General features: G+C 67.7%; 19 protein-coding genes. 18 read left to right on the top strand and 1 reads right to left on the bottom strand.

Annotated elements, in window-relative coordinates; genetic code table 11:
- Positions 1-197 precede the first annotated feature (197 nt).
- The 8 genes from NQV17_RS06525 (at position 198) to NQV17_RS06490 (ending at position 7,480) form a co-directional block, all read left to right on the top strand.
- Complete coding sequence (locus tag NQV17_RS06525) at positions 198-551, top strand: YciI family protein (protein WP_257770625.1); 354 nt, start codon at positions 198-200, stop codon at positions 549-551.
- 125 nt (positions 552-676) lie between these two features.
- The gene (locus NQV17_RS06520; protein ID WP_257770623.1) at positions 677-1,096 is read left to right on the top strand and encodes a YciI family protein; all 420 of its coding nucleotides are present in this window, start codon (positions 677-679) and stop codon (positions 1,094-1,096) included.
- A gap of 35 nt (positions 1,097-1,131) precedes the next feature.
- Entirely contained in the window at positions 1,132-1,548 is a 417-nt protein-coding gene (locus tag NQV17_RS06515; protein WP_257770621.1) for a VOC family protein, read from the top strand.
- Positions 1,545-2,813, top strand: a complete 1,269-nt coding sequence (locus tag NQV17_RS06510) for an RNA polymerase sigma factor (RefSeq protein WP_257770619.1) — start codon at positions 1,545-1,547, stop codon at positions 2,811-2,813. The genes NQV17_RS06515 and NQV17_RS06510 overlap by 4 nt, the downstream gene beginning before the upstream one ends.
- A 482-nt stretch (positions 2,814-3,295) precedes the next feature.
- A complete protein-coding gene (locus tag NQV17_RS06505; protein ID WP_040140994.1) occupies positions 3,296-3,718 on the top strand; it encodes a rubrerythrin family protein in 423 nt (140 codons plus the stop codon).
- Between the two features lie 125 nt (positions 3,719-3,843).
- Positions 3,844-5,181: a heterodisulfide reductase-related iron-sulfur binding cluster gene (locus NQV17_RS06500; protein WP_257770615.1), complete on the top strand. Its 1,338-nt coding sequence runs from the start codon at positions 3,844-3,846 to the stop codon at positions 5,179-5,181.
- A 44-nt stretch (positions 5,182-5,225) separates the two neighbouring features.
- A complete protein-coding gene (locus NQV17_RS06495) occupies positions 5,226-5,807 on the top strand; it encodes a DUF3501 family protein (RefSeq protein ID WP_257770613.1) in 582 nt (193 codons plus the stop codon).
- Between the two features lie 731 nt (positions 5,808-6,538).
- A complete protein-coding gene (locus NQV17_RS06490) occupies positions 6,539-7,480 on the top strand; it encodes a transposase (protein WP_257770610.1) in 942 nt (313 codons plus the stop codon).
- 127 nt (positions 7,481-7,607) lie between these two features.
- Here NQV17_RS06490 and NQV17_RS06485 read toward each other — a convergent pair whose 3' ends face one another.
- A complete protein-coding gene (locus NQV17_RS06485; protein WP_257770608.1) occupies positions 7,608-9,134 on the bottom strand; it encodes a mannose-1-phosphate guanylyltransferase/mannose-6-phosphate isomerase in 1,527 nt (508 codons plus the stop codon).
- Positions 9,135-9,559: 425 nt separating this feature from the next.
- On the opposite strand from NQV17_RS06485, the gene NQV17_RS06480 reads away from it, so the two are divergent.
- From NQV17_RS06480 to NQV17_RS06435, 10 genes are all read left to right on the top strand, one after another.
- Positions 9,560-10,933 carry an undecaprenyl-phosphate glucose phosphotransferase gene (locus NQV17_RS06480; RefSeq protein WP_257770606.1) on the top strand — a complete coding sequence of 458 codons (1,374 nt, stop codon included), beginning with the start codon at positions 9,560-9,562 and terminating at the stop codon, positions 10,931-10,933.
- Positions 10,934-11,000: 67 nt separating this feature from the next.
- Positions 11,001-12,416 (top strand): UDP-glucose/GDP-mannose dehydrogenase family protein, encoded by a 1,416-nt coding sequence (locus NQV17_RS06475; protein ID WP_257770604.1) that lies wholly within the window; start codon positions 11,001-11,003, stop codon positions 12,414-12,416.
- Positions 12,417-12,456: 40 nt separating this feature from the next.
- Positions 12,457-12,900 carry a low molecular weight protein-tyrosine-phosphatase gene (locus NQV17_RS06470; RefSeq protein ID WP_124486461.1) on the top strand — a complete coding sequence of 148 codons (444 nt, stop codon included), beginning with the start codon at positions 12,457-12,459 and terminating at the stop codon, positions 12,898-12,900.
- A complete protein-coding gene (locus tag NQV17_RS06465) occupies positions 12,894-14,072 on the top strand; it encodes a polysaccharide biosynthesis/export family protein (protein ID WP_257770598.1) in 1,179 nt (392 codons plus the stop codon). Before NQV17_RS06470 ends, NQV17_RS06465 begins: the two co-directional genes overlap by 7 nt.
- Before the next feature lie 50 nt (positions 14,073-14,122).
- Entirely contained in the window at positions 14,123-16,348 is a 2,226-nt protein-coding gene (locus NQV17_RS06460) for a polysaccharide biosynthesis tyrosine autokinase (protein WP_257770595.1), read from the top strand.
- Positions 16,349-16,410: 62 nt separating this feature from the next.
- Positions 16,411-17,370, top strand: a complete 960-nt coding sequence (locus NQV17_RS06455; RefSeq protein WP_257770593.1) for a glycosyltransferase family 2 protein — start codon at positions 16,411-16,413, stop codon at positions 17,368-17,370.
- Between the two features lie 147 nt (positions 17,371-17,517).
- Entirely contained in the window at positions 17,518-18,654 is a 1,137-nt protein-coding gene (locus tag NQV17_RS06450; protein ID WP_124646465.1) for a glycosyltransferase family 4 protein, read from the top strand.
- Positions 18,655-18,664: 10 nt separating this feature from the next.
- Positions 18,665-20,131, top strand: a complete 1,467-nt coding sequence (locus NQV17_RS06445; protein WP_257770591.1) for an O-antigen ligase — start codon at positions 18,665-18,667, stop codon at positions 20,129-20,131.
- Positions 20,128-21,312 carry a glycosyltransferase family 4 protein gene (locus NQV17_RS06440; protein ID WP_257770589.1) on the top strand — a complete coding sequence of 395 codons (1,185 nt, stop codon included), beginning with the start codon at positions 20,128-20,130 and terminating at the stop codon, positions 21,310-21,312. The genes NQV17_RS06445 and NQV17_RS06440 overlap by 4 nt, the downstream gene beginning before the upstream one ends.
- 41 nt (positions 21,313-21,353) lie before the next feature.
- Positions 21,354-22,478, top strand: a complete 1,125-nt coding sequence (locus NQV17_RS06435; RefSeq protein WP_044846595.1) for a glycosyltransferase family 4 protein — start codon at positions 21,354-21,356, stop codon at positions 22,476-22,478.
- Positions 22,479-22,786: the final 308 nt, after the last annotated feature.

The following is a 22,786-nucleotide window of genomic DNA, read 5'->3' as shown; positions in this document are numbered from 1 at the left end:
CAGGAAGAAAATTCGAAGGTTCGGGCAAGCATCTTGACGGCAAAATCGCGTGCTGAGATCGAATTGGCCATCAGGCCAGTGTCGAACGGCCAACGATGACGGCAGGGCCGCCCGGGGCTGTTACGCTTCGCATCTGACGTGTCATTCCGGCCTGCGATCCGAACGCTTCTTGCGCACGGCCCCCACTGGAGATTTCCATGTCCTACATGCTGTTGATTGTCGAACCGACCGGCCAGCGCGCCGAACGCACGCTCGAGGAGGGGCAGGCGCTGTACGCGCGGATGGTCGATTTCGCGCAGACGCTGAAGGCGCGCGGCGTGCTGCGCGGCGTCGAGTCGCTCGAGCGCTCGGAGCGCGCGACGCGTGTGCAGGTGCGCGACGGCGAGACGCGCCTCGTCGACGGCCCGTTCGCCGAGGCGAAGGAAATGGTCGGCGGGTTCTTCATCGTCGACGTCGACACGCGCGACGAAGCGATCGCGATCGCACGCCAGTGCCCGGCCGCGCAATGGTGCACGGTCGAAGTGCGCGCGGTCGGCCCGTGTTTCCTGTGACGGCCGCGGCTCGGTGTTAACCCGGATTCGTCGCGCCGTATGTCGATCCGGCAGTCTGCCGCCCGTCGTAGGGATAAGGCGCCGATGAACGGACGCCCCTTTCCACCGATGACAAGGAGTGAACGATGCGATTCATGATCATGATCCGGGCGAACGCCGTCAGCGAATCCGATGCATTGCCGGACAACCGGCTGGTCGAGGCGATGACGGTCTATCACGAGGAGCTGGCCAAGGCCGGCGTGCTGCTCGATGCGAACGGCCTGCGGCCGAGCGCGCGCGGCTGGCGCGTGCGCTACACCGGCGGCAAGGGCACGGTGGTCGACGGCCCGTTCGCGGAGACGAAGGAGCTGATCGCCGGCTATACGCTGATCCAGGTGCGCTCGCGCGACGAGGCGCTCGAATGGACGCGCCGGTTTCCCGCGCCGTTCGGTGCGGAGATGGACTGCGAGATCGAGGTGCGGCCGCTGTTCGAACTCGACGACCTGACGCCCAGCGAGGCGGTCGAGCGGTTCCGCGAACTCAATGTCGGGCACGGCCACGCCTGACTTTACTCGAAGCCAATCCTACCGGAGCACCCGTCATGCACAAGATGGTTTTCATCAACCTGCCCGTGGCCGACCTGCCGCGCTCGAAGACGTTCTACCAGGCACTCGGTTTCGAAGTCGTGCCGGCCTATACCAACGATCAGGCCGCCTGCATCAAGATCAGCGACACGATTTTCGCGATGCTGCTCGTGCGGCCGTTTTTCCAGACCTTCACCGGCAAGACCATCGTCGATCCGGCGACGCAGGTGCAGGCGCTGACGTGCCTGTCGTGCGACAGCCGCGCCGAGGTCGACGCGATCGTCGCGAAGGCGCTGGCGGCCGGCGGGTCCGCGCCGCAAGCGCCGCGCGAGTATCCGAACATGTACGGCCACGGGTTCGACGATCCGGACGGCCACGCATGGGAGCTGATGGCCATGCCGCTCGATGTGTCCGCCCAGGGGCAAGCGTCGTGACGCGTGAGGCGACTCACCGTGCGATCGAAGCGGTCTGGCGGATCGAGGCGCCCAAGATCATCGCGCGCGCCGCGCGCGTGGTGCGCGACGTCGGCGTGGCCGAGGAACTGGCGCAGGACACGCTCGTCGCGGCGCTCGAGCACTGGCCCGTCGACGGCGTGCCCGACAATCCGGCCGCGTGGCTGATGACGGCCGTGAAGCGGCGCGCGCTCGACCGGGTCCGGCAGGAGTCGCTGCATGCCGCGAAGCGCGACCAGCTCGGCCATGAAATGGACGCGCTCGAAGCGCACGTCGTCCCCGACATCGCGGAGGCGCTCGCCGACGCGCGCGACGACGATATCGGCGACGACCTGCTGCGGCTGATCTTCACGTCGTGCCATCCGGTGCTGTCGACCGATGCGCGCGTCGCGCTGACGTTGCGGCTGCTCGGCGGGCTGACCACGAGCGAGATCGCGCGTGCGTTCCTGTCGCCCGAGCCGACGATCGCGCAGCGCATCGTGCGCGCGAAGCGCACGCTCGCGGCGGCGCGCGTGCCGTTCGAGGTGCCGGCCGCCGACGCGCGGCCCGCGCGGCTCGCGTCGGTGCTCGAAGTGATCTATCTCGTGTTCAACGAAGGCCATGCGGCGACCGCGGGCGACGACTGGACGCGCCCGGCGCTGTGCGACGAGGCGCTGCGTCTCGGCCGCGTGCTCGCCGGGCTCGTGCCGGACGAAAGCGAAGTGCTCGGGCTCGTCGCGCTGATGGAACTGCAGGCGTCGCGCATGCATGCGCGGACCGATGCGCAGGGGCGGCCCGTGCTGCTGCTCGACCAGGACCGCAGCCGCTGGGATCCGCTGCTGATCCGGCGCGGCCTCGCGGCGCTCGAGCGGGCGACGAAACTCGGCGGCGTGCGCGGCCCGTATGCGCTGCAGGCCGCGCTGGCGGCGTGCCATGCACGCGCGCGGCACGCGTCGGATACGGACTGGGCGCAGATCGTCGCGCTGTACGACGCGCTCGCGGAAGTCGCGCCGTCGCCGGTCGTCGAGCTGAACCGTGCGGTGGCGGTGGGGATGGCGTTCGGGCCTGCCGCGGCGCTGGAAATCGTCGACGTGCTGCGCGACGATCCGGCGCTCGCGCGCTATCACTGGTTGCCGAGCGTGCGCGGCGACCTGCTCGCGAAGCTCGGCCGCGCCGACGAGGCGAAGCTCGAGTTCCGCCGCGCGGCGGAATTGACCCGCAACGAGCGCGAAAGGGAATTGCTGTTGAAGCGCGCGACGGATGCGTGACGTAGACGGGCGACGCCGGTGTGCGTACACCGCGCGTCGCATCGAACGCCGAATGCCAAACGCCAAACGCCAAACGCCAAACGCCAAACGCCAAACGCCAAACGCCAAACGCCAAACGCCAAACGCCAAACGCCAAACGCCAAACGCCAAACGCCAAACGCCGAACGCCGAACGCCGAACGCCGAACGCCGAACGCCGAACGCCGAACGCCGAACGCCGAACGCCGAACGCCGAACGCCGAACGCCAAACGCCGAACGCCAAACGCCGCACGAAACGCCACCCCCAGCCAGCGCCCGCCTCAACCCGTCCCCCATTCCCGCTCCCCGCTATCGCACGGATTGAAAAAGCCTATTGGGGGATGCGAACGCCAGCGCCTAGATTAAAAGGCACGAAGCGTGCGCGTCCGGCGCACGCATCGTTCCCCACATCCATCATCGGCCCGGCTTCGCACGCGGCCGCGCCGGTTCGAACGGAGGCGCACATGGCTCAACTCAAGGGCAGCAAGACCGAAGAGAATCTGAAGGCCGCATTCGCGGGCGAATCGCAAGCGAACCGGCGTTATCTGTATTTCGCTTCGAAGGCCGACGTCGAAGGCCAGAACGACGTCGCCGCGCTGTTCCGCTCGACTGCCGAAGGCGAAACGGGCCACGCGCACGGTCACCTGGAATACCTCGAAGCAGTCGGCGATCCGGCGACGGGTCTGCCGTTCGGCTCGTCGCGGCTGAACCTCGAATCGGCGATTGCCGGCGAGACGCACGAGTACACCGACATGTATCCGGGCATGGCGAAGACGGCGCGCGAAGAAGGCTTCGACGAAATCGCGAACTGGTTCGAGACGCTCGCGAAGGCCGAACGCAGCCACGCGAACCGCTATACGAAAGCGCTGGACGCGCTCGTCGACTGACGCGGGCTGCGCCCCAAGGCTGCACGGCCCGGCCGGGCAGGTCCCGCGGCCGGCCGTGCGTTGATCGCTGCCCGCGCCGCGCGGGCGGCGCGTTCGCGCGCATGCGCGCCACGCTGGAGCGCCTCATGCCCCACAAGGAAGGCAGTCTCGAAGCCCCGACCCGGCATCCGCTCGACTGGCAGTCCGAAGCGTTCTACGACCAGGCCGCGATCGACGCGGAAATGACGCGCGTGTTCGACATCTGCGCCGGTTGCCGGCGCTGCGTATCGCTGTGCGGCGCGTTTCCCGCGCTGTTCGATCTCGTCGACGACACGCCGACGGGCGACATCGAGGAAGTGCCGAAGGACGCGTTCGGCAAGGTCGTCGACCAATGCTACCTGTGCGACCTCTGCTACATGACGAAATGCCCGTACGTGCCGCCGCACGCATGGAACGTCGACTTCCCGCACCTGATGCTGCGCGGCAAGGCCGCGCGCTACAAGCGCGGCGAGGCGCCGCTGCGCGACAAGGTGCTGTCGAACACCGACGCGCTCGGCCATTTCGCGGGCATTCCGATCGTCACGCAGACGGTGAACGCGGTCAATCGCACGCCGCCCGCGCGCCACGCGCTCGAAGCGGCGCTCGGCGTCGATCGCAACGCATGGCTGCCGGAGTTCGCGCCGCGCAAGTTCCGGCGCGCGGCGCAGCGCTCGGACGGCCCGCCGGTCCGCGACGGCGAACGCACGCCCGGCAAGGTCGCGATCTACGCGACGTGCTACGTGAACTTCAACGAGCCGGGCATCGGCCACGACCTGCTCGCGATCCTTGCGCACAACGAAATCCCGTACGAGCTCGTCACGCGCGAAGCGTGCTGCGGGATGCCGCTGCTCGAGCAGGGCAATCTCGCGGGCGTCGCCGCGAAGAAGGCCGTGAACATGCCGGTGCTGGAGCGCTATGCGCGCGAAGGCTATGCGCTGATCGGCGCGATCCCGAGCTGCGTGCTGATGTACAAGAGCGAACTGCCGCTGATGTTCCCCGGCGACGAAGCCGTGCGCGCGGTGGCCGATGCATTCTGGGATCCGTTCGAGTACGTGATCGCGCGGCATCGCGACGGTTTGCTGAAGACCGATTTCAAGCAGGGCCTCGGCACCGTGTCGTATCACGTGCCGTGCCACGCGCGCGTGCAGAACATCGGCCGCAAGACGGCCGACACGCTGTCGCTCGTGCCCGATACGCGCGTGAACGTCGTCGAGCGCTGTTCCGGGCACGCGGGCACGTTCGGCGTGAAGAAGGCCTTCCATGCGGACGCGATGCGGATCGGCGCGCCGGTGTTCAAGGCGATGGCCGAGCCGAAGCCCGATTTCGTGTCGTCGGACTGCGCGCTCGCCGGCCATCACATCGTGCAGGGCATCGACGAGAAAGGGTTGCCGGCCGCGCCGCTCGCGCATCCGCTGACGCTGCTGCGCCGCGCGTACGGCATCTGAACCGGCCGCTTCACGACGACATCGACGTTATCCGAGGACATCCCATGACGCTGACCCGCGACTCGCTGCTGACGCTCGAAGCGTACGCGAAGATCCGCAAGACCGAACATGCGCGGCTCGTCGCGCACAAGCGCCGCCGCGCGGTGGCGCTCGGCAACCATCTGCGCCTCCTGTTCGAGGACGAGACCACGATCCGCTACCAGATCCAGGAAATGCTGCACATCGAGAAGATCTTCGACGAGGCCGGCATCGAAGGCGAACTGGAAGCCTATTTGCCGCTCGTGCCCGACGGCACCAACCTGAAGGCGACGCTGCAGATCGAATACGAGCACGAAGCCGAGCGGCGCGCGGCACTCGCGCGGCTGATCGGCGTCGAGGATCGCGTGTACCTGCGGGTCGACGGGCATCCTGACGTCTATGCGATCGCCGACGAGGATCTCGAGCGCGACAACGCGGAGAAGACCTCGGCCGTGCATTTCGTGCGCTTCGAACTGAGCGGGCCGATGCGCGCGGCGCTCAAGGACGGCGCGACGCTGTCGATCGGCTGCGATCACCCGGCCTATACGGTGCCGCCGCAGCGCATCGCGACGGACGTGGCCGCGTCGCTGGCCGGCGATCTGCGCTGACGCGCGGCCGGGCGCCGCGCTCCATACCGCGCAGATCGCGCATCGTCCGGCCGCGAAACGCGGCGCCCGACCGTCGCGCCCGCCGCCGTCGCCTGCCCATTCCCCCCGAAGATGTAACAGGCCCGTCGACGCTTGCACGCCGGGAAACAATGTGCATCGCCCGTCGACCGCTTTCATTACTCGCCGAGAAACAATAAAAAGATTGTGCGCGGAGAAATTTCGGTTCAACGGAATTTGAACGATTTACCGATCCGTGAATATCTTGTTACCAAATTTTCCCTGATTTACCGATTTTGGCCGGGCATTCGAGGGATTGTTTCAGCCGAGGGTCAGAACACCGCGGATCGCTTGCCGGAAGGGCAGTGGCCGCGCCCCGCGGAGCCCCGCCAGACGGGGCTTCCCAGCGTTGCGCATAACGATCGCGTAAAAAAATTCAACGGTAAATGGATTGCGCATCCATGGCAGGTTGTTTCAGTGCGTAACATTAAGTCATTGTCATATTGAGATAAACCCTGAGGATGGTATGCTTCGTGCACAAAAATTCCCACATTGGAGTGAGACCGTGATTTGTGCGCCATTGCCGGGAATGGCGGCACCGTGAAAGTGCGGTGTCGCGCCGGCATGCACAACAATCGGATAACCATAATGTGCAACCGGGCCGCCCCGTGACGCGATGCGTGACGGCGGCGCCGACAATCGCAGCCCCGGCCTGGCTGTGTGGAGAAACAACTATGTTCTTCGATGAGCTTAACGATGAAGAGTGGTTTCGTCTTTCAACGCTGATCGCCGACGAGCCGATTCGGCTGAACCGTCGAGGCCGTCCACGCGCGGAACCGCGCGTCGTCGCCAACGCGGTCCTCTGGATCCTGACGACCGGTGAAGCGTGGTCCAAACTGCCCGGGCGCTATCCGTCCGGGCCGACGTGCCGCCGCCGCTACGAGGAGTGGCTCGCGAACGGCACGCTGCTGCAGATGATCGACGTGCTGACCCAGTTCAGCGGGCGCACGTTCGCGTATGTGCCGCCGCCACCGGCGCCGGTCGCGCCGGCATGCCGTGCGGAGCCGGCGCCCGACAACGATCGTCTGCGCGGCGTGTTCTGGCAGAACCCCGAATCGTGGCAACTGCCGGTCGCGCACGCAAACGTTTGGGATGGCGAGGGCGCGACGCGCTCCGCGATGCCGAACGACGCAGCGCACGCGTCGTCCGGAGCGTCGTTCACGGTCCCGGGCGCGCCGCCCGCGGGGCTGCGCCACGGACGTCCGTCCGCCGCGAGCTTTGCCGCGGTCGAGCCGCAAGTCGACGAATACCGCGGCTATACGATCTGCGGCAGCGCGCAGCCGGTGCAGAACCTGATGTACCGCGCGTGGGCCGAGATCATGCAGGACGACCGGCGCGTCGAGCGCTCGGGCCTGATCGGCCCGCGCTTCACCGATGCGGAGGAAGCGGAGCAGTACGCGCTCGACTGGGCGCGTCAGTGGATCGATCGCCACGGTGCGAGCGACGAACCGGTGCGTGCGCCGCAAAGCGAGGTGCTGGCCGGCCTGTCCGCGCTGGCGCGGGCCGAGTCGGACATCAAGCGCTTCATCGCCGAGCGTCGCGCGGGCACGCTGTCCGAGAGCCGCAACGACCCGGTGCAGTCGGACCGCCGCGAATACGCGTACCGTGTAGGTTGATCGTCGTCCGAACGAAAAAAACGCGCGGGCCGTCGTGTGTCACGGCGCCCGCGCGTTGTTTTTTGTCGCTTCCATTGCCCGTGATGCCGGGTGCACCGTTGCGACGGTGCGCCCGGCAGGCATTGCGTCACTGGCGTCCGTAGGTATCGTCGAAGCGGACGATGTCGTCCTCGCCGAGATACGCGCCCGACTGCACTTCGATCAGCTCGAGCGGCATCTTGCCCGGGTTCTCGAGACGGTGCGACACGCCGAGCGGGATGTACGTCGATTCGTTCTCGGACAGCAGGAAGGTTTCGTCGCCGCGCGTGATGCGCGCGGTGCCGCGCACGACGATCCAGTGCTCGGCGCGATGGTGGTGCATCTGCAGCGACAGTCGCGCGCCCGGCTTCACGACGATGCGTTTGACCTGGAAGCGCTCGCCCGTGTCGACCGAGTCGTAGTGCCCCCACGGGCGATGGACCTTGCGGTGATCGGTCGCTTCCGCGCCGCGTTCGGCCTTGATGCGCCCGACGATTTTCTTCACGTCCTGCACGCAGGACTTGTCGGCGACGAGCACGGCGTCGGGCGTTTCGACGACGACGAGATTCTGCGTGCCGACACATGCGACGAGCCGGCTTTCCGAATGCGCGAAGGTCGATTCGGCATTTTCGAACAGCACGTGGCCGCGGCCGACGTTCTCGGCATCGTCCTTCGGCAGGATCTGCCAGATCGCGTCCCACGAGCCGACGTCCGACCAGCCTGCGTCGAGCGGCACGACGACGCTTTCGCACAGCTGCGGCAGGTTCACGAGCCGCTCCATCACCGCGTAGTCGATCGAGTTCGACGGCGAGGACGCGAACGCGTCGCGGTCGACGCGGAAGAAGTCGCCGTCGTCCTTGCCGCGCGCGACGGCCTGCTCGCAGGCAGCGAGGATCTCGGGTTCGAGCTGGCGGATCGCGTTCAGCCACACCGATGCGCGCACGATGAAGATCCCGCTGTTCCACCAGTATTCGCCGGAGGCGACGTACTGCTGCGCGAGTTCGAGATGCGGCTTCTCGACGAAGCGGTCGAGACGGCGCACGTCGAGGTTGCCGGTGCCGGCATCGCCGAGCGGCGCGCCGACGCGGATGTAGCCGTAGCCCGTTTCGGCGCGGCCCGGCACGATGCCCATCGTCGCGATCTTGCCCTGGGCCGCGCAGTGCACGCCGGCCGCGACGGCCGCATGAAAGCGCGGCTGGTCGGCCACCGCGTGGTCGGCCGGCATCACGGTCATCACGGCATCGCCGCCGCCGGCGACGATCCGCAGCGCGGCGAGCGTCAGCGCGGGTGCGGTGTCGCGGCCGAGCGGCTCGAGCATGATCGACGCACGCTTGCCGGTCAGGCGCAGTTGCTCGGCGGTCGTGAAGCGGTGATCCTCGCCGCACACGATCAGCACCTCGTCGTTCAGCGGATGACCGGTCGCGAGGCCGTCGAGCCGCAGCGCGGTGGATTGCAGCAGCGAAAGATCGCCGAGCAGGCCGATCAGCTGCTTCGGATAGTGTTCGCGCGACATCGGCCACAGACGCGTGCCCGAACCGCCGGCAAGGATCACCGGCTGCACCGCGACGCGCGTGCTGGCGTCGCTGGCGGCGGAAGAAGAAGGGCGCGTATCGGCTGCCACGGCCGGAGCATTCATGATGACACTCTCCTCGATTGAAGTCAGTGCCTGTTTGTAGCATGAAGTAAATCGACAATAAAACCGGACGTTTTGCAAGATATTCGTCGCGCACGTATCCGGGAAAATTTTCCGCGATAGCATCCGATGCAAATAAAAAATAAAAAATAATTCGGGTGGGCGCGCTGGAGCCCTTTCCCGTAAAGGGATGCCGGGAACCGTAAAGTTTCCGAAAAAATCCCGATTCACGATCGATTCGGGAAAACGTGCCGAATTAATTCGCGAATGTCGCGGCAAGAATTTCCGATTATTTTTCGAAATACTTGTGCGCTTGAGAAGGGATTTTCTTACCGCTTCAATAGCGTCATGCAACGTTTGAATCGAAGGTGCGGCACGGGCTGCACGAGGAGCTGTTCGGCAAACGCCTGTTCAAAGAGGAAGCGGACATGTTGAGCGTGCTGGCGAGAGTCATCGATATCGCGATGGTCGTGTTGGGGGCGTTGATCGCCGCCGCGCTGCACGGCGGCAGCATCTGGCTCAACGACCTGCAGCGCACGACGGTGCTGTTCGACTGCCTGCTGGTGGTCGTGTTCTTTCCTGCCATCGGCATCTACCAGTCGTGGCGCGGCAAGCGTCTCGTCGGGCTGGTGGGGCGCGTGGCGTTCGCGTGGCTGGTGGTCGAGCTCGCGGGCATCCTGATGAGCTTCAGCTTTCACCAGTCGGGCGACCTGTCGCGGCTGTGGCTGGGTTACTGGGCAGTCGTGACGATGGCGCTGCTCGCCGGCTCGAAGACCTGCGTGCACGTCGTGCTGCGACAACTGCGCCGCGGCGGCTACAACCTGAAGGCGGTCGCGATCGTCGGCGGCACGCCGGCGGCGCGGCGGCTGATCGCGCAGATGCGGGCGCGGCCGGAAGCGGGCTTCAACCCGGTGTGCGTATACGACGAAAGCGAAGCGCCGGGCGAAGTCGCGCTCGACGACGTGCGCATCGAGCGGCAGTTCGAATCGCTGGTGTGGCTGGTGCGCAGCCGCGCGATCAGCGAGCTGTGGCTCACGCTGCCGATCACGGAGGAGCGCCGGATTCACCAGATCGTGACGGTGTTCCGCCACGACTTCGTGAATATCCGTTTCATCCCGGACGTGCGCACGCTGTCGTTCTTCAACCAGGAAGTGGTCGAGGTGCTCGGCGTGCCGGCGATCAACCTCGCGGCGTCGCCGATCACCGACGTGCGGATCCTGCCGAAGTTCGTGTTCGACCGGCTGTTCGCGCTGGCGGCGCTCACGGCGCTCGCGCCGGTGATGGTGCTGATCGCGTGCCTGATCAAGTTCACGTCGCGCGGGCCGGTGTTCTTCCGCCAGAAGCGCAAGGGCATCGACGGGCACGAGTTCGAGATCTACAAGTTCCGCTCGATGAAAGTGCATCACGAAGTCGCGGGACAGGTCACGCAGGCGACGAAGAACGACACGCGCGTGACGCCGGTCGGGCGGTTCCTGCGCCGCACGAGCCTCGACGAACTGCCGCAGTTCATCAACGTGCTGAAGGGCGAGATGTCGGTCGTCGGCCCGCGGCCCCATGCGCTCGCGCACGACGACATCTATAAGGATCTGGTGAAGGGCTACATGTTCCGCTACCGGATCAAGCCGGGCATCACCGGCTGGGCGCAGATCAACGGCTTTCGCGGCGAGACCGACCAGATCGAGAAGATGATGGGACGCGTGAAGCTCGATCTGTACTACATGCAGAACTGGTCGTTCTGGCTCGACATCAAGATCGTCGTGCTGACGCTCTGGAAAGGCTTCACCGGCAGCAACGCTTACTGACGCGCAACGCGCGCAGACACCCCGGTTTCACGAATTTCGAATCATTGGTCACGAGGTCCGACACATCATGAATCTGACTATCATCGGCAGCGGTTACGTAGGTCTTGTCACCGGCGCCTGTCTCGCCGACATCGGGCACGACGTGTTCTGTCTCGACGTCGATCAGGCGAAGATCGACGTCCTGAACAACGGCGGCGTGCCGATCCACGAGCCGGGCCTCAAGGAAGTCATCGCGCGCAATCGCGCGGCGGGCCGCCTGCGCTTCTCGACCGACATCGAGGCCGCGGTCGCGCACGGCGACGTGCAGTTCATCGCGGTCGGCACGCCGCCCGACGAGGACGGCTCGGCCGACCTGCAGTACGTGCTCGCGGCGGCGCGCAACATCGGCCGCACCATGAAAGGCTTCAAGGTGATCGTCGACAAGTCGACGGTGCCGGTCGGCACGGCCGAGCGCGTGCGCGCGGCGGTGGCCGAGGAGCTCGCCAAGCGCGGCGGCGAGGCTCCGATGTTCTCGGTCGTGTCGAATCCGGAATTCCTGAAGGAAGGCGCGGCGGTCGACGATTTCACGCGGCCGGACCGCATCGTGATCGGCTGCGACGACGACGTGCCGGGCGAGCGCGCGCGCGAGCTGATGAAGAAGCTCTACGCGCCGTTCAACCGCAATCACGAGCGCACGCTGTACATGGACGTGCGCTCGGCCGAATTCACGAAATACGCGGCGAACGCGATGCTCGCGACGCGCATCTCGTTCATGAACGAGCTCGCGAACCTGGCCGACCGCTTCGGCGCGGACATCGAGGCTGTGCGCCGCGGGATCGGCTCCGATCCGCGCATCGGCTATCACTTCCTGTATGCGGGCTGCGGCTATGGCGGCTCGTGCTTCCCGAAGGACGTCGAAGCGCTGATCCGCACCGCCGACGAGCACGGGCAGGCGCTGCAGATCCTGAAGGCCGTGTCGTCGGTGAACGCGACGCAAAAGCGCGTGCTGGCCGACAAGATCGTCGCGCGCTTCGGCGAGGACCTGAGCGGCCGCACGTTCGCGATCTGGGGTCTCGCGTTCAAGCCGAACACCGACGACATGCGCGAAGCGCCGAGCCGCGAGCTGATCGCCGAGCTGCTGTCGCGCGGCGCGCGCATCGCGGCGTACGACCCGGTCGCGCAGCAGGAAGCGCGCCGCGTGCTCGCGCTCGATCTCGCGGATCACCCGAGCTGGCTCGAGCGCCTCAGCTTCGTCGACGACGAGGCGCAGGCCGCGCGCGACGCCGATGCGCTCGTGATCGTCACCGAATGGAAGGCATTCAAGAGCCCGGATTTCGTCGCGCTCGGCCGCCTGTGGAAGTCGCCGGTGATCTTCGACGGCCGCAACCTGTACGAGCCGGAGACGATGAGCGAGCAGGGCATCGAATACCACCCGATCGGCCGCCCCGGCTCGCGCCAGGCCGTCGCCGCCCGCGTGCCGGGCGCCGCGCGCGAGCGTGCCTGACCCGCGCGGCGCCGTTACCCGTCACCCGAATCGAGACGCCATGTTCCGGAACATCCTGATCGTCTGTCACGCGAACGTCTGCCGCAGCCCGGCGGCGGAACTGCTGTTCAAGTCGCACGCGGCGTCGCGTGGCGGCCCGCGCGTGACGTTCCACTCCGCCGGCGTGCGTGCCAACGACGGCGACGGCATCGATCCGGTGATGCGCCAACTTCTCGCCGAGCGCGGCGTCGATGCGACGACGCACCGTTCGCGGCGGCTGTCGCGCCGGATCGTGCGCGACGCCGACCTGATTCTCGTCAGCGAGCGCGAACAGATCAAGGCCGTCGAAGCGGTCGATCCGTTCGCGCGCGGCAAGGTCCACCTGCTGGGCAAGTGGGAGGACGCCGAGATCGCGGATCCGCATGGCGGCCCCGAGGCCGACTATCGCGAGAGCTACTCATTGATCGAACGTCTGGTTCAAGGATGGCTGCAAAAACTATGCTGAAACGTCCCATGCGCCCGCTGGCGCTCGCCGTCGCGTTGACGACATTCCTGTCGGCCTGCGCGAGCGCGCCCGGCAACTATCTCGACTCGTCGAACCTGAAGGACGAAGGCCGGCAAGGCCAGGCCGAAACCTATCCGGTTCATTACATCGACGCGAAGCTGGTGATGGATCAGCTGCAGAAGCAGCAGGTCGAGCATCCGCTGCCGCCGGGCCGATACACCGATCCGTCGGAGTACGTGTACCGCGTCGGTCCGCAGGACATCCTCGGCGTCACGGTGTGGGATCACCCCGAGCTGACGACGCCGCAGGGCCAGTCGTTCTCGAGCGGCGGCAACACGACGCAGTCGGTCGCGGGCGCGCTGCAGCAGCCGTATACGACCGCGCTGCCGGGCCAGGCCGATCCGTACGGCCAGACGGTCGCCGCCGACGGCACGATCTTCTTCCCGTTCGTCGGCCGCATCCGCGTGGCGGGCAAGACGGTCGCGCAGATCCGCGAGCAGATGGCATCGACCCTCGCGCGCTACGTGAAGAATCCGCAGCTCGACGTGCGCGTGCTGTCGTTCCGCAGCCAGAAGGTGCAGGTGACGGGCGAGGTGAAGCAGCCGGGCCCGCTCGCGGTGAGCGACGTGCCGCTGACGCTCGTCGACGCGATCTCGCGCTCGGGCGGCTCGACCAACGAGGCCGACCTGCAGCGCGTGCGCCTGACGCGCGACGGCAAGCTCTACACGCTCGACGCGAACGGCGTGCTCGATCGCGGCGAAGTGAAGCAGAACGTGATGCTGCAGCCGGGCGACATCGTCAACGTGCCGGACCGCAGCGACAGCCGCGTGTTCATCATGGGCGAGGTCAAGACGCCGGTCACCGTGCCGATGCTCAAGGGCAAGCTGACCATCGCCGATGCGCTGACGGCCGGCGGCGGCATCCTCGACACCGATGCGAACCCGCGCAAGATCTACGTGATGCGCGGCATGCGTGACAACCCGACGAAGCCGGAAGTGTTCCGCCTCGACATGACGCAGCCGGATGCGCTGATGCTGTCGAGCCGCTTCCCGCTCCAGCCGCTCGACGTCGTCTACGTCAGCACGGCCAGCTCGGTGCAGTTCAACCGTGTGCTGCAGCAGGTGCTGCCGACGATCCAGACGATCTTCTACATGCGGCAAATCACGCGCTGATAGCCCGCCGGGGCGGCGCCTGCCCCCCGGCACCACTCAAGCGGGAACGAATGGTGAACACGCAAGCGAAACACTCCTACGCGGATCTGACCGCGAAAACCGAGGAAGAGGACGTCGTCCTCGGCCAACTGCTCCAGGTGCTCATGGACGACATCTGGCTGCTGCTCGGCATCGCGGTGACCGTCATCGCGATGGCCGGCCTGTACTGCTACATCGCGAAGCCGGTCTATCAGGCCGACGTGCACGTGCGGGTCGAGGGCAACGACAACACGTCGCAGGCGCTCACCCAGACGCAGACGGGCGCGATGATCAACAGCGGTCCGCAGCAGGCGCCGACCGAAGCGGAAATCGAGATCATCAAGAGCCGCGGCGTCGTCGCGCCGGTCGTCGAGCAGTTCAAGCTGAACTTCTCGGTCGCGCCGAAGACGCTGCCGGTGCTCGGCAGCCTGGCCGCGCGCGTCGCGACGCCGGGCGAACCGTCGCGTGCGTGGTTCGGCCTGCGCTCGTACGCATGGGGCGGCGAAGTCGCCGACATCGACACGATCAACGTCGTGCCCGCGCTCGAAGGCAAGAAGCTGACGCTGACGGCCGGCCCGAACGGCACCTACACGCTGGTCGACCAGAACGGCAACCGTCTTCTGTCGGGCCGTGTCGGCGAATCGGAGCAGGCAGGCGGCGTGACGCTGCTCGTGCAGAAGCTCGTCGCGCGTCCGGGCACGCAATTCACGGTGGTCCGCTACAACGATCTCGATGCGATCACCGGCTTCCAGTCGGGCATCCAGGTGTCCGAGCAGGGCAAGCAGACGGGCGTCGTCCAGATCTCGCTCGAAGGCAAGGACCCGGACCAGACCGCCGCGATCGCGAACGCGCTCGCGCAGTCGTACCTGAACCAGCACGTGATCGCGAAGCAGGCCGAAGCGACCAAGATGCTCGACTTCCTGAAGGGCGAGGAACCGCGCCTGAAGGCCGACCTCGAGCGCGCGGAAGCCGCGCTGACGCAGTACCAGCGCACGTCCGGCTCGATCAACGCGAGCGACGAGGCGAAGGTCTACCTCGAAGGCAGCGTGCAGTACGAGCAGCAGATCGCCGCGCAGCGCCTGCAGCTCGCATCGCTCGCGCAGCGCTTCACCGATTCGCACCCGATGGTGATCGCCGCGAAGCAGCAGCTCGCGGAACTGCAGGGCGAGAAGGACAAGTTCAGCAACCGCTTCCGCAGCCTGCCGGCCACCGAAGTGAAGGCCGTCCAGCTCCAGCGTGACGCGAAGGTGGCCGAGGACATCTACGTGCTGCTGCTGAACCGCGTGCAGGAGCTGTCGGTGCAGAAGGCCGGCACGGGCGGCAACATCCACCTCGTCGATTCGGCGCTGCGCCCGGGCGATCCGATCAAGCCGAAGAAGGTGCTGATCCTGTCGGCGGCGGTGTTCCTCGGGCTGATCCTCGGCACCGGCATCGTGTTCCTGCGCCGCAACCTGTTCCAGGGCATCGAGGATCCGGACCGCGTCGAGCGCACGTTCAACCTGCCGCTGTACGGGCTGGTGCCGCAAAGCGCCGAGCAGGTGAAGCTCGACGCCATGGCCGAGAAGGGCGGCGGCCGCGCACGGCCGATCCTCGCGAGCCTGCGTCCGAAGGACCTGAGCGTCGAAAGCATGCGCAGCCTGCGCACCGCGATGCAGTTCGCGATGATGGACGCGAAGAACCGCGTGGTCGTGCTGACCGGCCCGACGCCGGGCATCGGCAAGAGCTTCCTGACGGTCAACCTCGCGGTGCTGCTCGCGCATTCCGGCAAGCGTGTGCTGCTGGTCGACGCCGACATGCGGCGCGGCATGCTCGACCGCTACTTCGGCCTCACCGCGCAGCCGGGCCTGTCCGAGCTGCTGAGCGACCAGTCGTCGCTCGAGGACGCGATCCGCGAGACGCCGGTGCAGGGCCTGTCGTTCATCTCGGCCGGCACGCGCCCGCCGAACCCGTCGGAACTGCTGATGTCGGCCCGTCTGCCGCAATACCTCGAAGGGCTCGGCAAGCGCTACGACGTCGTGCTGATCGACTCGCCGCCGGTGCTGGCGGTGACCGACGCGACCATCATCGGCCGCATGGCCGGCGCGACCTTCCTGGTGCTGCGCTCGGGCATGCATACCGAAGGCGAGATCGCCGACGCGATCAAGCGCCTGCGCACCGCGGGCGTCGATCTGGAAGGCGGGATCTTCAACGGCGTGCCGCCGAAGGCACGCGGCTACGGCCGCGGCTATGCGGCCGTCCACGAATACCTGAGCGCCTGACCGCATTGCACGAAACCGGGCCGGCGCGAGCCGCATCGGCCCGGCCGACTGGAGAACCTTCGATGAAAATTTCCGTGCTCGTTCCGACCTACCGGCGTCCCGCCGACCTCGCGCGCTGCCTGCTGGCGCTGCAGCGCCAGGCGCGGCTGCCCGACGAGGTGATCGTCGTCGCGCGCCCGGAGGACGATGCCACGCACGAGCGCCTCGCCGATCCGTCGGTCGGCGGCGCGCTGCCGCTGCGGATCGTGCCGGTCGACGTGCCGGGGCAGGTCGCCGCGCTGAACAAGGGGCTCGACTCGGCGCACGGCGACATCGTCGCGATCACCGACGACGACGCGGCACCGCACGCCGACTGGCTCGCGCGCATCGAGGCCGTGTTCCTCGCCGACCCGCGCGTCGGTGCGGTCGGCGGCCGCGACTGGGTGCACGAGAAGGGCCGCGTGCTCGACGAATCGCGCGAGCTCGTCGGCCAGCTCACGCTGTCCGGCAAGATCATCGGCAACCATCACCTGGGCGTCGGCGGCGCGCGCGAAGTCGACATGCTCAAGGGCGCGAACATGAGCTACCGCCGCGCCGCGATCGAGCGGCTGCGCTTCGACACGCGGCTGCGCGGCGCCGGTGCGCAGGTGCACAACGACATGGGTTTCAGCATGCACGTGCAGCGCGACGGCTGGAAGCTCGTCTACGACCCGGCGATCGCGGTCGACCATTTTCCGGCCGAGCGTTTCGACGACGACCGGCGCGATGCCGCGTCGCTGAATGCGATCAGCAACGGCGCGTACAACCTGCACCTGATCCTGCGCGAGCATCTGCCGCCGCTGCGGCGCGAGATCGCGTGGTGGTGGTGGACGCTGGTCGGCACGCGCGTCTACCCGGGTTTCGCGCACGTGCTGCTGTCGCTGCATACCGCGCGGCGCGAGCGCGTGCGCGACCACTGGCGCGCGGTGCGCCGCGGCGCACGCGAGGCGCGCCGCGCGAATCTTGCCCCCCACCGTGCGGCGATGCCGCCGGTGACGTCTTGAACGAGCCGCGCGCACGAGCACGGCCACCCGCGAAGGGCATGAAATGGTCCGACTCCCGCGCTCACTTGATTCGCTTGGAGGGGCGCAGCCCCTCCAGCTCCCTGAAGCTCGTCCGTCGGTGCATCCGACGGCCCGGCGGAGGCTGACATGACTTCGACGAAGGTTCACGTTCACCTGTTTTACGGTGCCGATCCGCGTACCTATCGGCAAGGCGAGAACATCGGCTGCCTGTACGGCTATCACCACGCGGAATCCGACGAATTCCGGCTGACCTATTCGCAGGACCGCCGCGAGAACCGCGTCGCGAGCCTCGCGCGCCGTGCGCTGAAGGCGGCGCTCGGCTTCGACGTCGTGCACGCGTGGCGCAATCGCGCCGCGCTGTTGAGCACGGACGTGATCTGGACGCACACCGAGCAGGAGCACCTCGCCGCCGCGCTGGTCCTGAAGCTCGCCGGCGCGCAGGGCAAGCGCCCGCTGCTGCTCGCGCAGAGCGTGTGGCTGTTCGACAAGTGGAACACCTTCGGCGGCCCGCGCCGCTGGCTGTACCGCAAGCTGCTCGCGCGCGCCGACGCGCTGACGACGCTCGCCCGCGACAACGCCGAGCTGTGCCGCCGCTATCTCGGGCGCGAAGCCGAGTTCGTCTACTACGGGCTGAACACGCAGGACTTCCCGCCGGCCGAACCGCAGCAATGGAAGCCGAACCGGCCGCTGCGGATCGCCGCGATCGGCAACGACCGCGACCGCGACTGGCGCACGTTCCTCGCCGCGTTCGGCGGCGACGAGCGCTACGACGTGCGGCTCGCGACGCGCCGCCGCGTGCCGCGCGAGTGGCATGCGCCGAACGTGAAGATCGGCTCGGCATCGGGCCTCGCGAAGCAGCACGAGCTGTACGCATGGGCCGACGTGATCGTCGTGCCGCTGCGGCCGAACTTCCATGCGTCGGGCATCACCGTGATGCTCGAGGCGGCGGCGGTCGGCAAGCCGATGATCGTGTCCGACGTCGGCGGCCTCAGCGACTACTTCCCGCACGACACGGCCGCCTACGTGCCGGCGTTCGACGCAGCGGCGATGCGCCAGGCCGCCGATCGCTTCGTGGCCGATCCGGCCGCCGCGCTCGAATGCGCGCGTGCCGCGGCCGCGTGCCTGCGCGAGCGCGACCTGACCACGCAGGCGTTCGCCGAGCAGCACGTGCGGATCACACGCGACCTGCTGCGCCGGCGTCGCACGCCGGCGGCCGCCGGTCTCGCGATGCCGCTCGCGGATTCGCGCCCGTCGTCGCGGTGAGAGCGGATCGATGAGTACGATTGCCGCCGAACGCGCACCGTCGCGCAGCCGCAGCCGCTTACCCGAACCGAAGCACTGGGTCGGGCAGGCCGGGCTGTGGACGTTGACCGCTGCGCTGATCGCCATTCACCAGGGCAAGGTGCTGACGCTCGCGTTTCCGGTGCTGGCCATCGCGGTCGGCATCTGGCTGTATTTCAAGAGCCCGGCGCGCTACGTCGGCTTCATGTGGTGGGTGTGGTTCCTGAGCCCCGAAGTGCGGCGTCTCGCCGACTGGTCGAAGGGCGCGTTCACGCCGACGAGCCTGATCCAGGTCGCGCCGCTCGCGGTGACGATGATCGCTGGCTTCGGGCTGCTCAGGCATTACCGCGTGCTCGCCCAGCGGCGCGGGATTCCCGTGCTGCTGATGCTGTTCGGGCTGACGTACGCGTACCTCGTCGGGATCGTGTCGAGCGGCGTGATGGCAGCGACCTACGACCTCGCGAACTGGGTGTACCCGGTGCTGATCGGCTTTCACATCATGGTCAACGCGCGCGACTATCCCGAGTACCGCGACGTGCTGCTGTCCACGTTCATGTGGGGCATGCTCGTGATGGGCGTGTACGGGGTCGTGCAGTACTTCGTGATGCCGCAGTGGGACGTGCTCTGGATGATCGGCTCGGACATGGGTTCGCAGGGCGAGCCGGTGCCGTACGGCGTGCGGGTCTTCAGCACGATGAACTCGTCGGGGCCGTTCGCGTTCGCGATCATGGGCGCGCTGGTGTTCGTGTTCGCGGCGCCGCAGAAGGTCCGCTGGTTCGCGGGCGCCGCCGGCTTCGTGTCGTTCGCGCTGTGTCTCGTGCGCTCGACCTGGGGCGGCTGGGTGATCGCGCTCGCGATCCAGCTCGTGCAGTCGAGCAACCGCGTGCGGATGCGGATCCTGATCAGCGGGGTCGTGCTGGTCGGGCTGTGCGTGCCGCTCCTGACCGTCGGGCCGGTGGCCGACCGGCTCGGCGCGCGCCTGCAGTCGATCACGAACCTGAAGGACGACCGCAGCTACGACGACCGCAACAAGTTCTACGCAACCTTCGCGCAAACGGCGTTCACCGACGTCGCCGGCGAAGGGATGGGCGCGACCGGCGCGTCCACCAAGCTGTCGAGCGACAGCGGCGAGCTCGGCAAGTACGGCAGCTTCGACAGCGGCGTGATGAACGTGCCGTTCGTGCTCGGCTGGCCCGGCACGCTGCTGTACCTGTCGGGTGTCGTGATGCTGCTCGCCCGCACGCTGCGCGCGGCGTTCAAGCTGCGCAAGGACAAGTTCGTCGGCGCATGCCTGAGCCTGTGCCTGTCGGTGTTCGCGATGCTCGTGTTCACGAACTCGCTGATCGGCACGGGCGGCCTGCTGCTGTTCACGGCCATTTTTTCCATACTATCCGCGGCGCACTGGCAAAAGGCACAGCGCCTGCTGGCCGCCGCGCGTTCACGGGGAGGCGACCATTGAGAATCGCGATCGTCACGCACGTCGTGCGACATAACGACGGGCAGGGCCGCGTCAATTACGAAATCGCGCGCGCGGCGCTGGCAGAACACTACGAGGTCACGCTGGTCGCGTCGCACGTCGCGCCCGAACTGCTGGCCGATCCGCGCGTGCGCTGGGTGCCGGTCAAGGTCGGCGGCTTCTGGCCGTCGAATCTCGTCAAGCAGCAGGTGTTCGCGCTCAAGAGCGCGGCCTGGCTGCGCGCGCATCGCAGCGAATACGACGTGCTGCACGTGAACGGCTTCATCTCGTGGATCAAGGCCGACGTGAACACCGCGCACTTCGTGCACGGCGGCTGGTTCAAGAGTCCGTACTATCCGTTCGGCCCGACGAAGGGGCTGTGGTCGGCCTACCAGTACGTCTATACGCGCGTGAATACGGCGCTCGAGCGCTGGGCGTACCGGCGTTCGCGCGCGATCACGGCCGTCTCGCAGAAGGTGGCCGACGAGATCGCCGGGCTCGGCATCGACAGCCGCAAGATCAGCGTGATCTACAACGGCGTCGACGGCAGCGCGTTCGCGGGCGCGCAGGCCGATCGCGCGGCGTTCAAGCTGCCGGACGACGCGTTCATGCTGCTGTTCGTCGGCGACCTGCGCACGCCGCGCAAGAACCTCGGCACCGTGCTGAAGGCGCTGACGAAGCTGCCGGCGAACGTCCATCTCGCGGTGGCCGGCTATCTGCCCGGCAGCCCGTATCCCGACGAGGCGCGCGCGCTCGGCATCGCGTCGCGCGTGCATTTTCTCGGGCTCGTGAAGAACATGCCGACGCTGATGCGCTCGGTCGACGCGTATGTGTTTCCTTCGCGCTACGAAGCGATGAGCCTGTCGCTGCTGGAAGCGATGGCGGCCGGGCTGCCGGTCGTCACCGCGCGCACCGCCGGCGGCGCGGAGATCATCACGCGCGATTGCGGGATCGTGCTGGAAGACCCGGACGATCCGGCCGCGCTCGCGCAGGCGATCGGCTCGCTCGCGGCGTCGCGCGACACCTGTCGCGCGATGGGCGACGCGGCCCGCGAACTGATGACCCGTTTCGGCTGGGCCCACATGGGCGCCCAGTACGTCGCGCTTTACCGGCGCATCGGCCAACCCACGCAGCCGTCCGCCTTCGAGCGGGTCGAGCATGCAATCACGCAGGAGCAACCGTGACGTCTCAATCTTCCCGGCCGATCAAATCGTTGCAAATCGGCATGCACTGGTTCCCCGAACGCGCGGGCGGCCTCGACCGGATGTACTACTCGCTCGTCGGCGCGCTGCCGGGCGCGGGCGTCGCGGTGCGCGGGCTCGTCGCCGGCTCGCCGAAGGTCGCCGACGACACGGGCGGTGCGATCCAGGGCTTCGGACCGGCGTCGCAGCCGCTCGCGCGCCGCATGCTCGCCGCGCGCCGCGCGCTGCGCGACGAGATCCGCAGCGAGCGGCCGGACGTGATCTCGTCGCACTTCGCGCTGTACACGTTCCCGGGGCTCGACGTCACGCGCGGGATTCCGCAGGTGTCGCACTTCCAGGGGCCGTGGGCCGACGAAAGCCAGGTCGAGGGCGCCGCGTCGCTCGGGCAGCGCGCGAAGCGCTATCTCGAGCAGGCCGTCTATACGCGCTCGTCGCGCCTGATCGTGTTGTCGCAGGCGTTCGGCCAGATCCTGACGAACCGCTACGGGATCGATCCGTCGCGCGTGCGCGTGATTCCCGGCTGCGTCGATACCGCGCAGTTCGACACGCCGCTCACGCCGGCCGAGGCGCGGCACAAGCTGCAACTGCCGCAGGACCGGCCGATCGTGCTGGCCGTGCGCCGGCTCGTGCGGCGCATGGGGCTGGAGGACCTGATCGACGCGATCGGCCTCGTCAAGCAACGTCACCCGGACGTGCTGCTGCTGATCGCCGGCAAGGGCAAGATCGGCGAGGAGCTGCAGCAGCGCATCGACGAAGCCGGGCTGCAGGACAACGTGAAGCTGCTCGGTTTCGTGCCCGACAACCATCTCGCGGCGCTGTACCGCGCGGCGACGGTCAGCGTCGTGCCGACCGTCGCGCTCGAAGGCTTCGGGCTGATCACCGTCGAATCGCTCGCGTCCGGCACGCCGGTGCTGGTCACGCCGGTCGGCGGGCTGCCGGAGGCGGTCGCCGGGCTGTCCAACGACCTCGTGCTGCCGTCGACGGGCGCGGACGCGATCGCGGAAGGGCTCGGCGGCGCGCTGTCGGGCGCGATCGCGTTGCCGGACGAAGCGGCGTGCAAGCGCTACGCGCGCGACCATTTCGACAACGCGGTGATCGCGCGACGCGTCGCCGGCGTGTACGAAGAGGCGATCCAGGCGGCGGGGTAAGCGAACGCGGCGCGTCGCCGCGACGGTCGAGCCGGCATACACGTCCGGTTCGCAGGCCGGCCGCCCGATCCGGGCGAGCCGGCTTTTTGTCGTTTGACTCCGGGCGTGCGGCGGCTCGCGCGCCGGGCTCGACACGCGTCGTTCAGGCACGCCTGAGCGTCACGGTCCATACGCCGGGCGCGGCCGTGCTGACCGCCGCGCCGAGCCCGGGGGCGAGGCGAACCTGACGGGCGGGGGGATACGGGCGTGATGACCCCGGACGCCGTGCGACGCAAGGACCGTGCTTTACCGGTGCGCGGCGTCGCCTG

The organism is Burkholderia sp. SCN-KJ (assembly GCF_024656005.1).
GTDB lineage: Bacteria > Pseudomonadota > Gammaproteobacteria > Burkholderiales > Burkholderiaceae > Burkholderia.
This window is presented reverse-complemented; position numbering and strand designations above follow the sequence as displayed.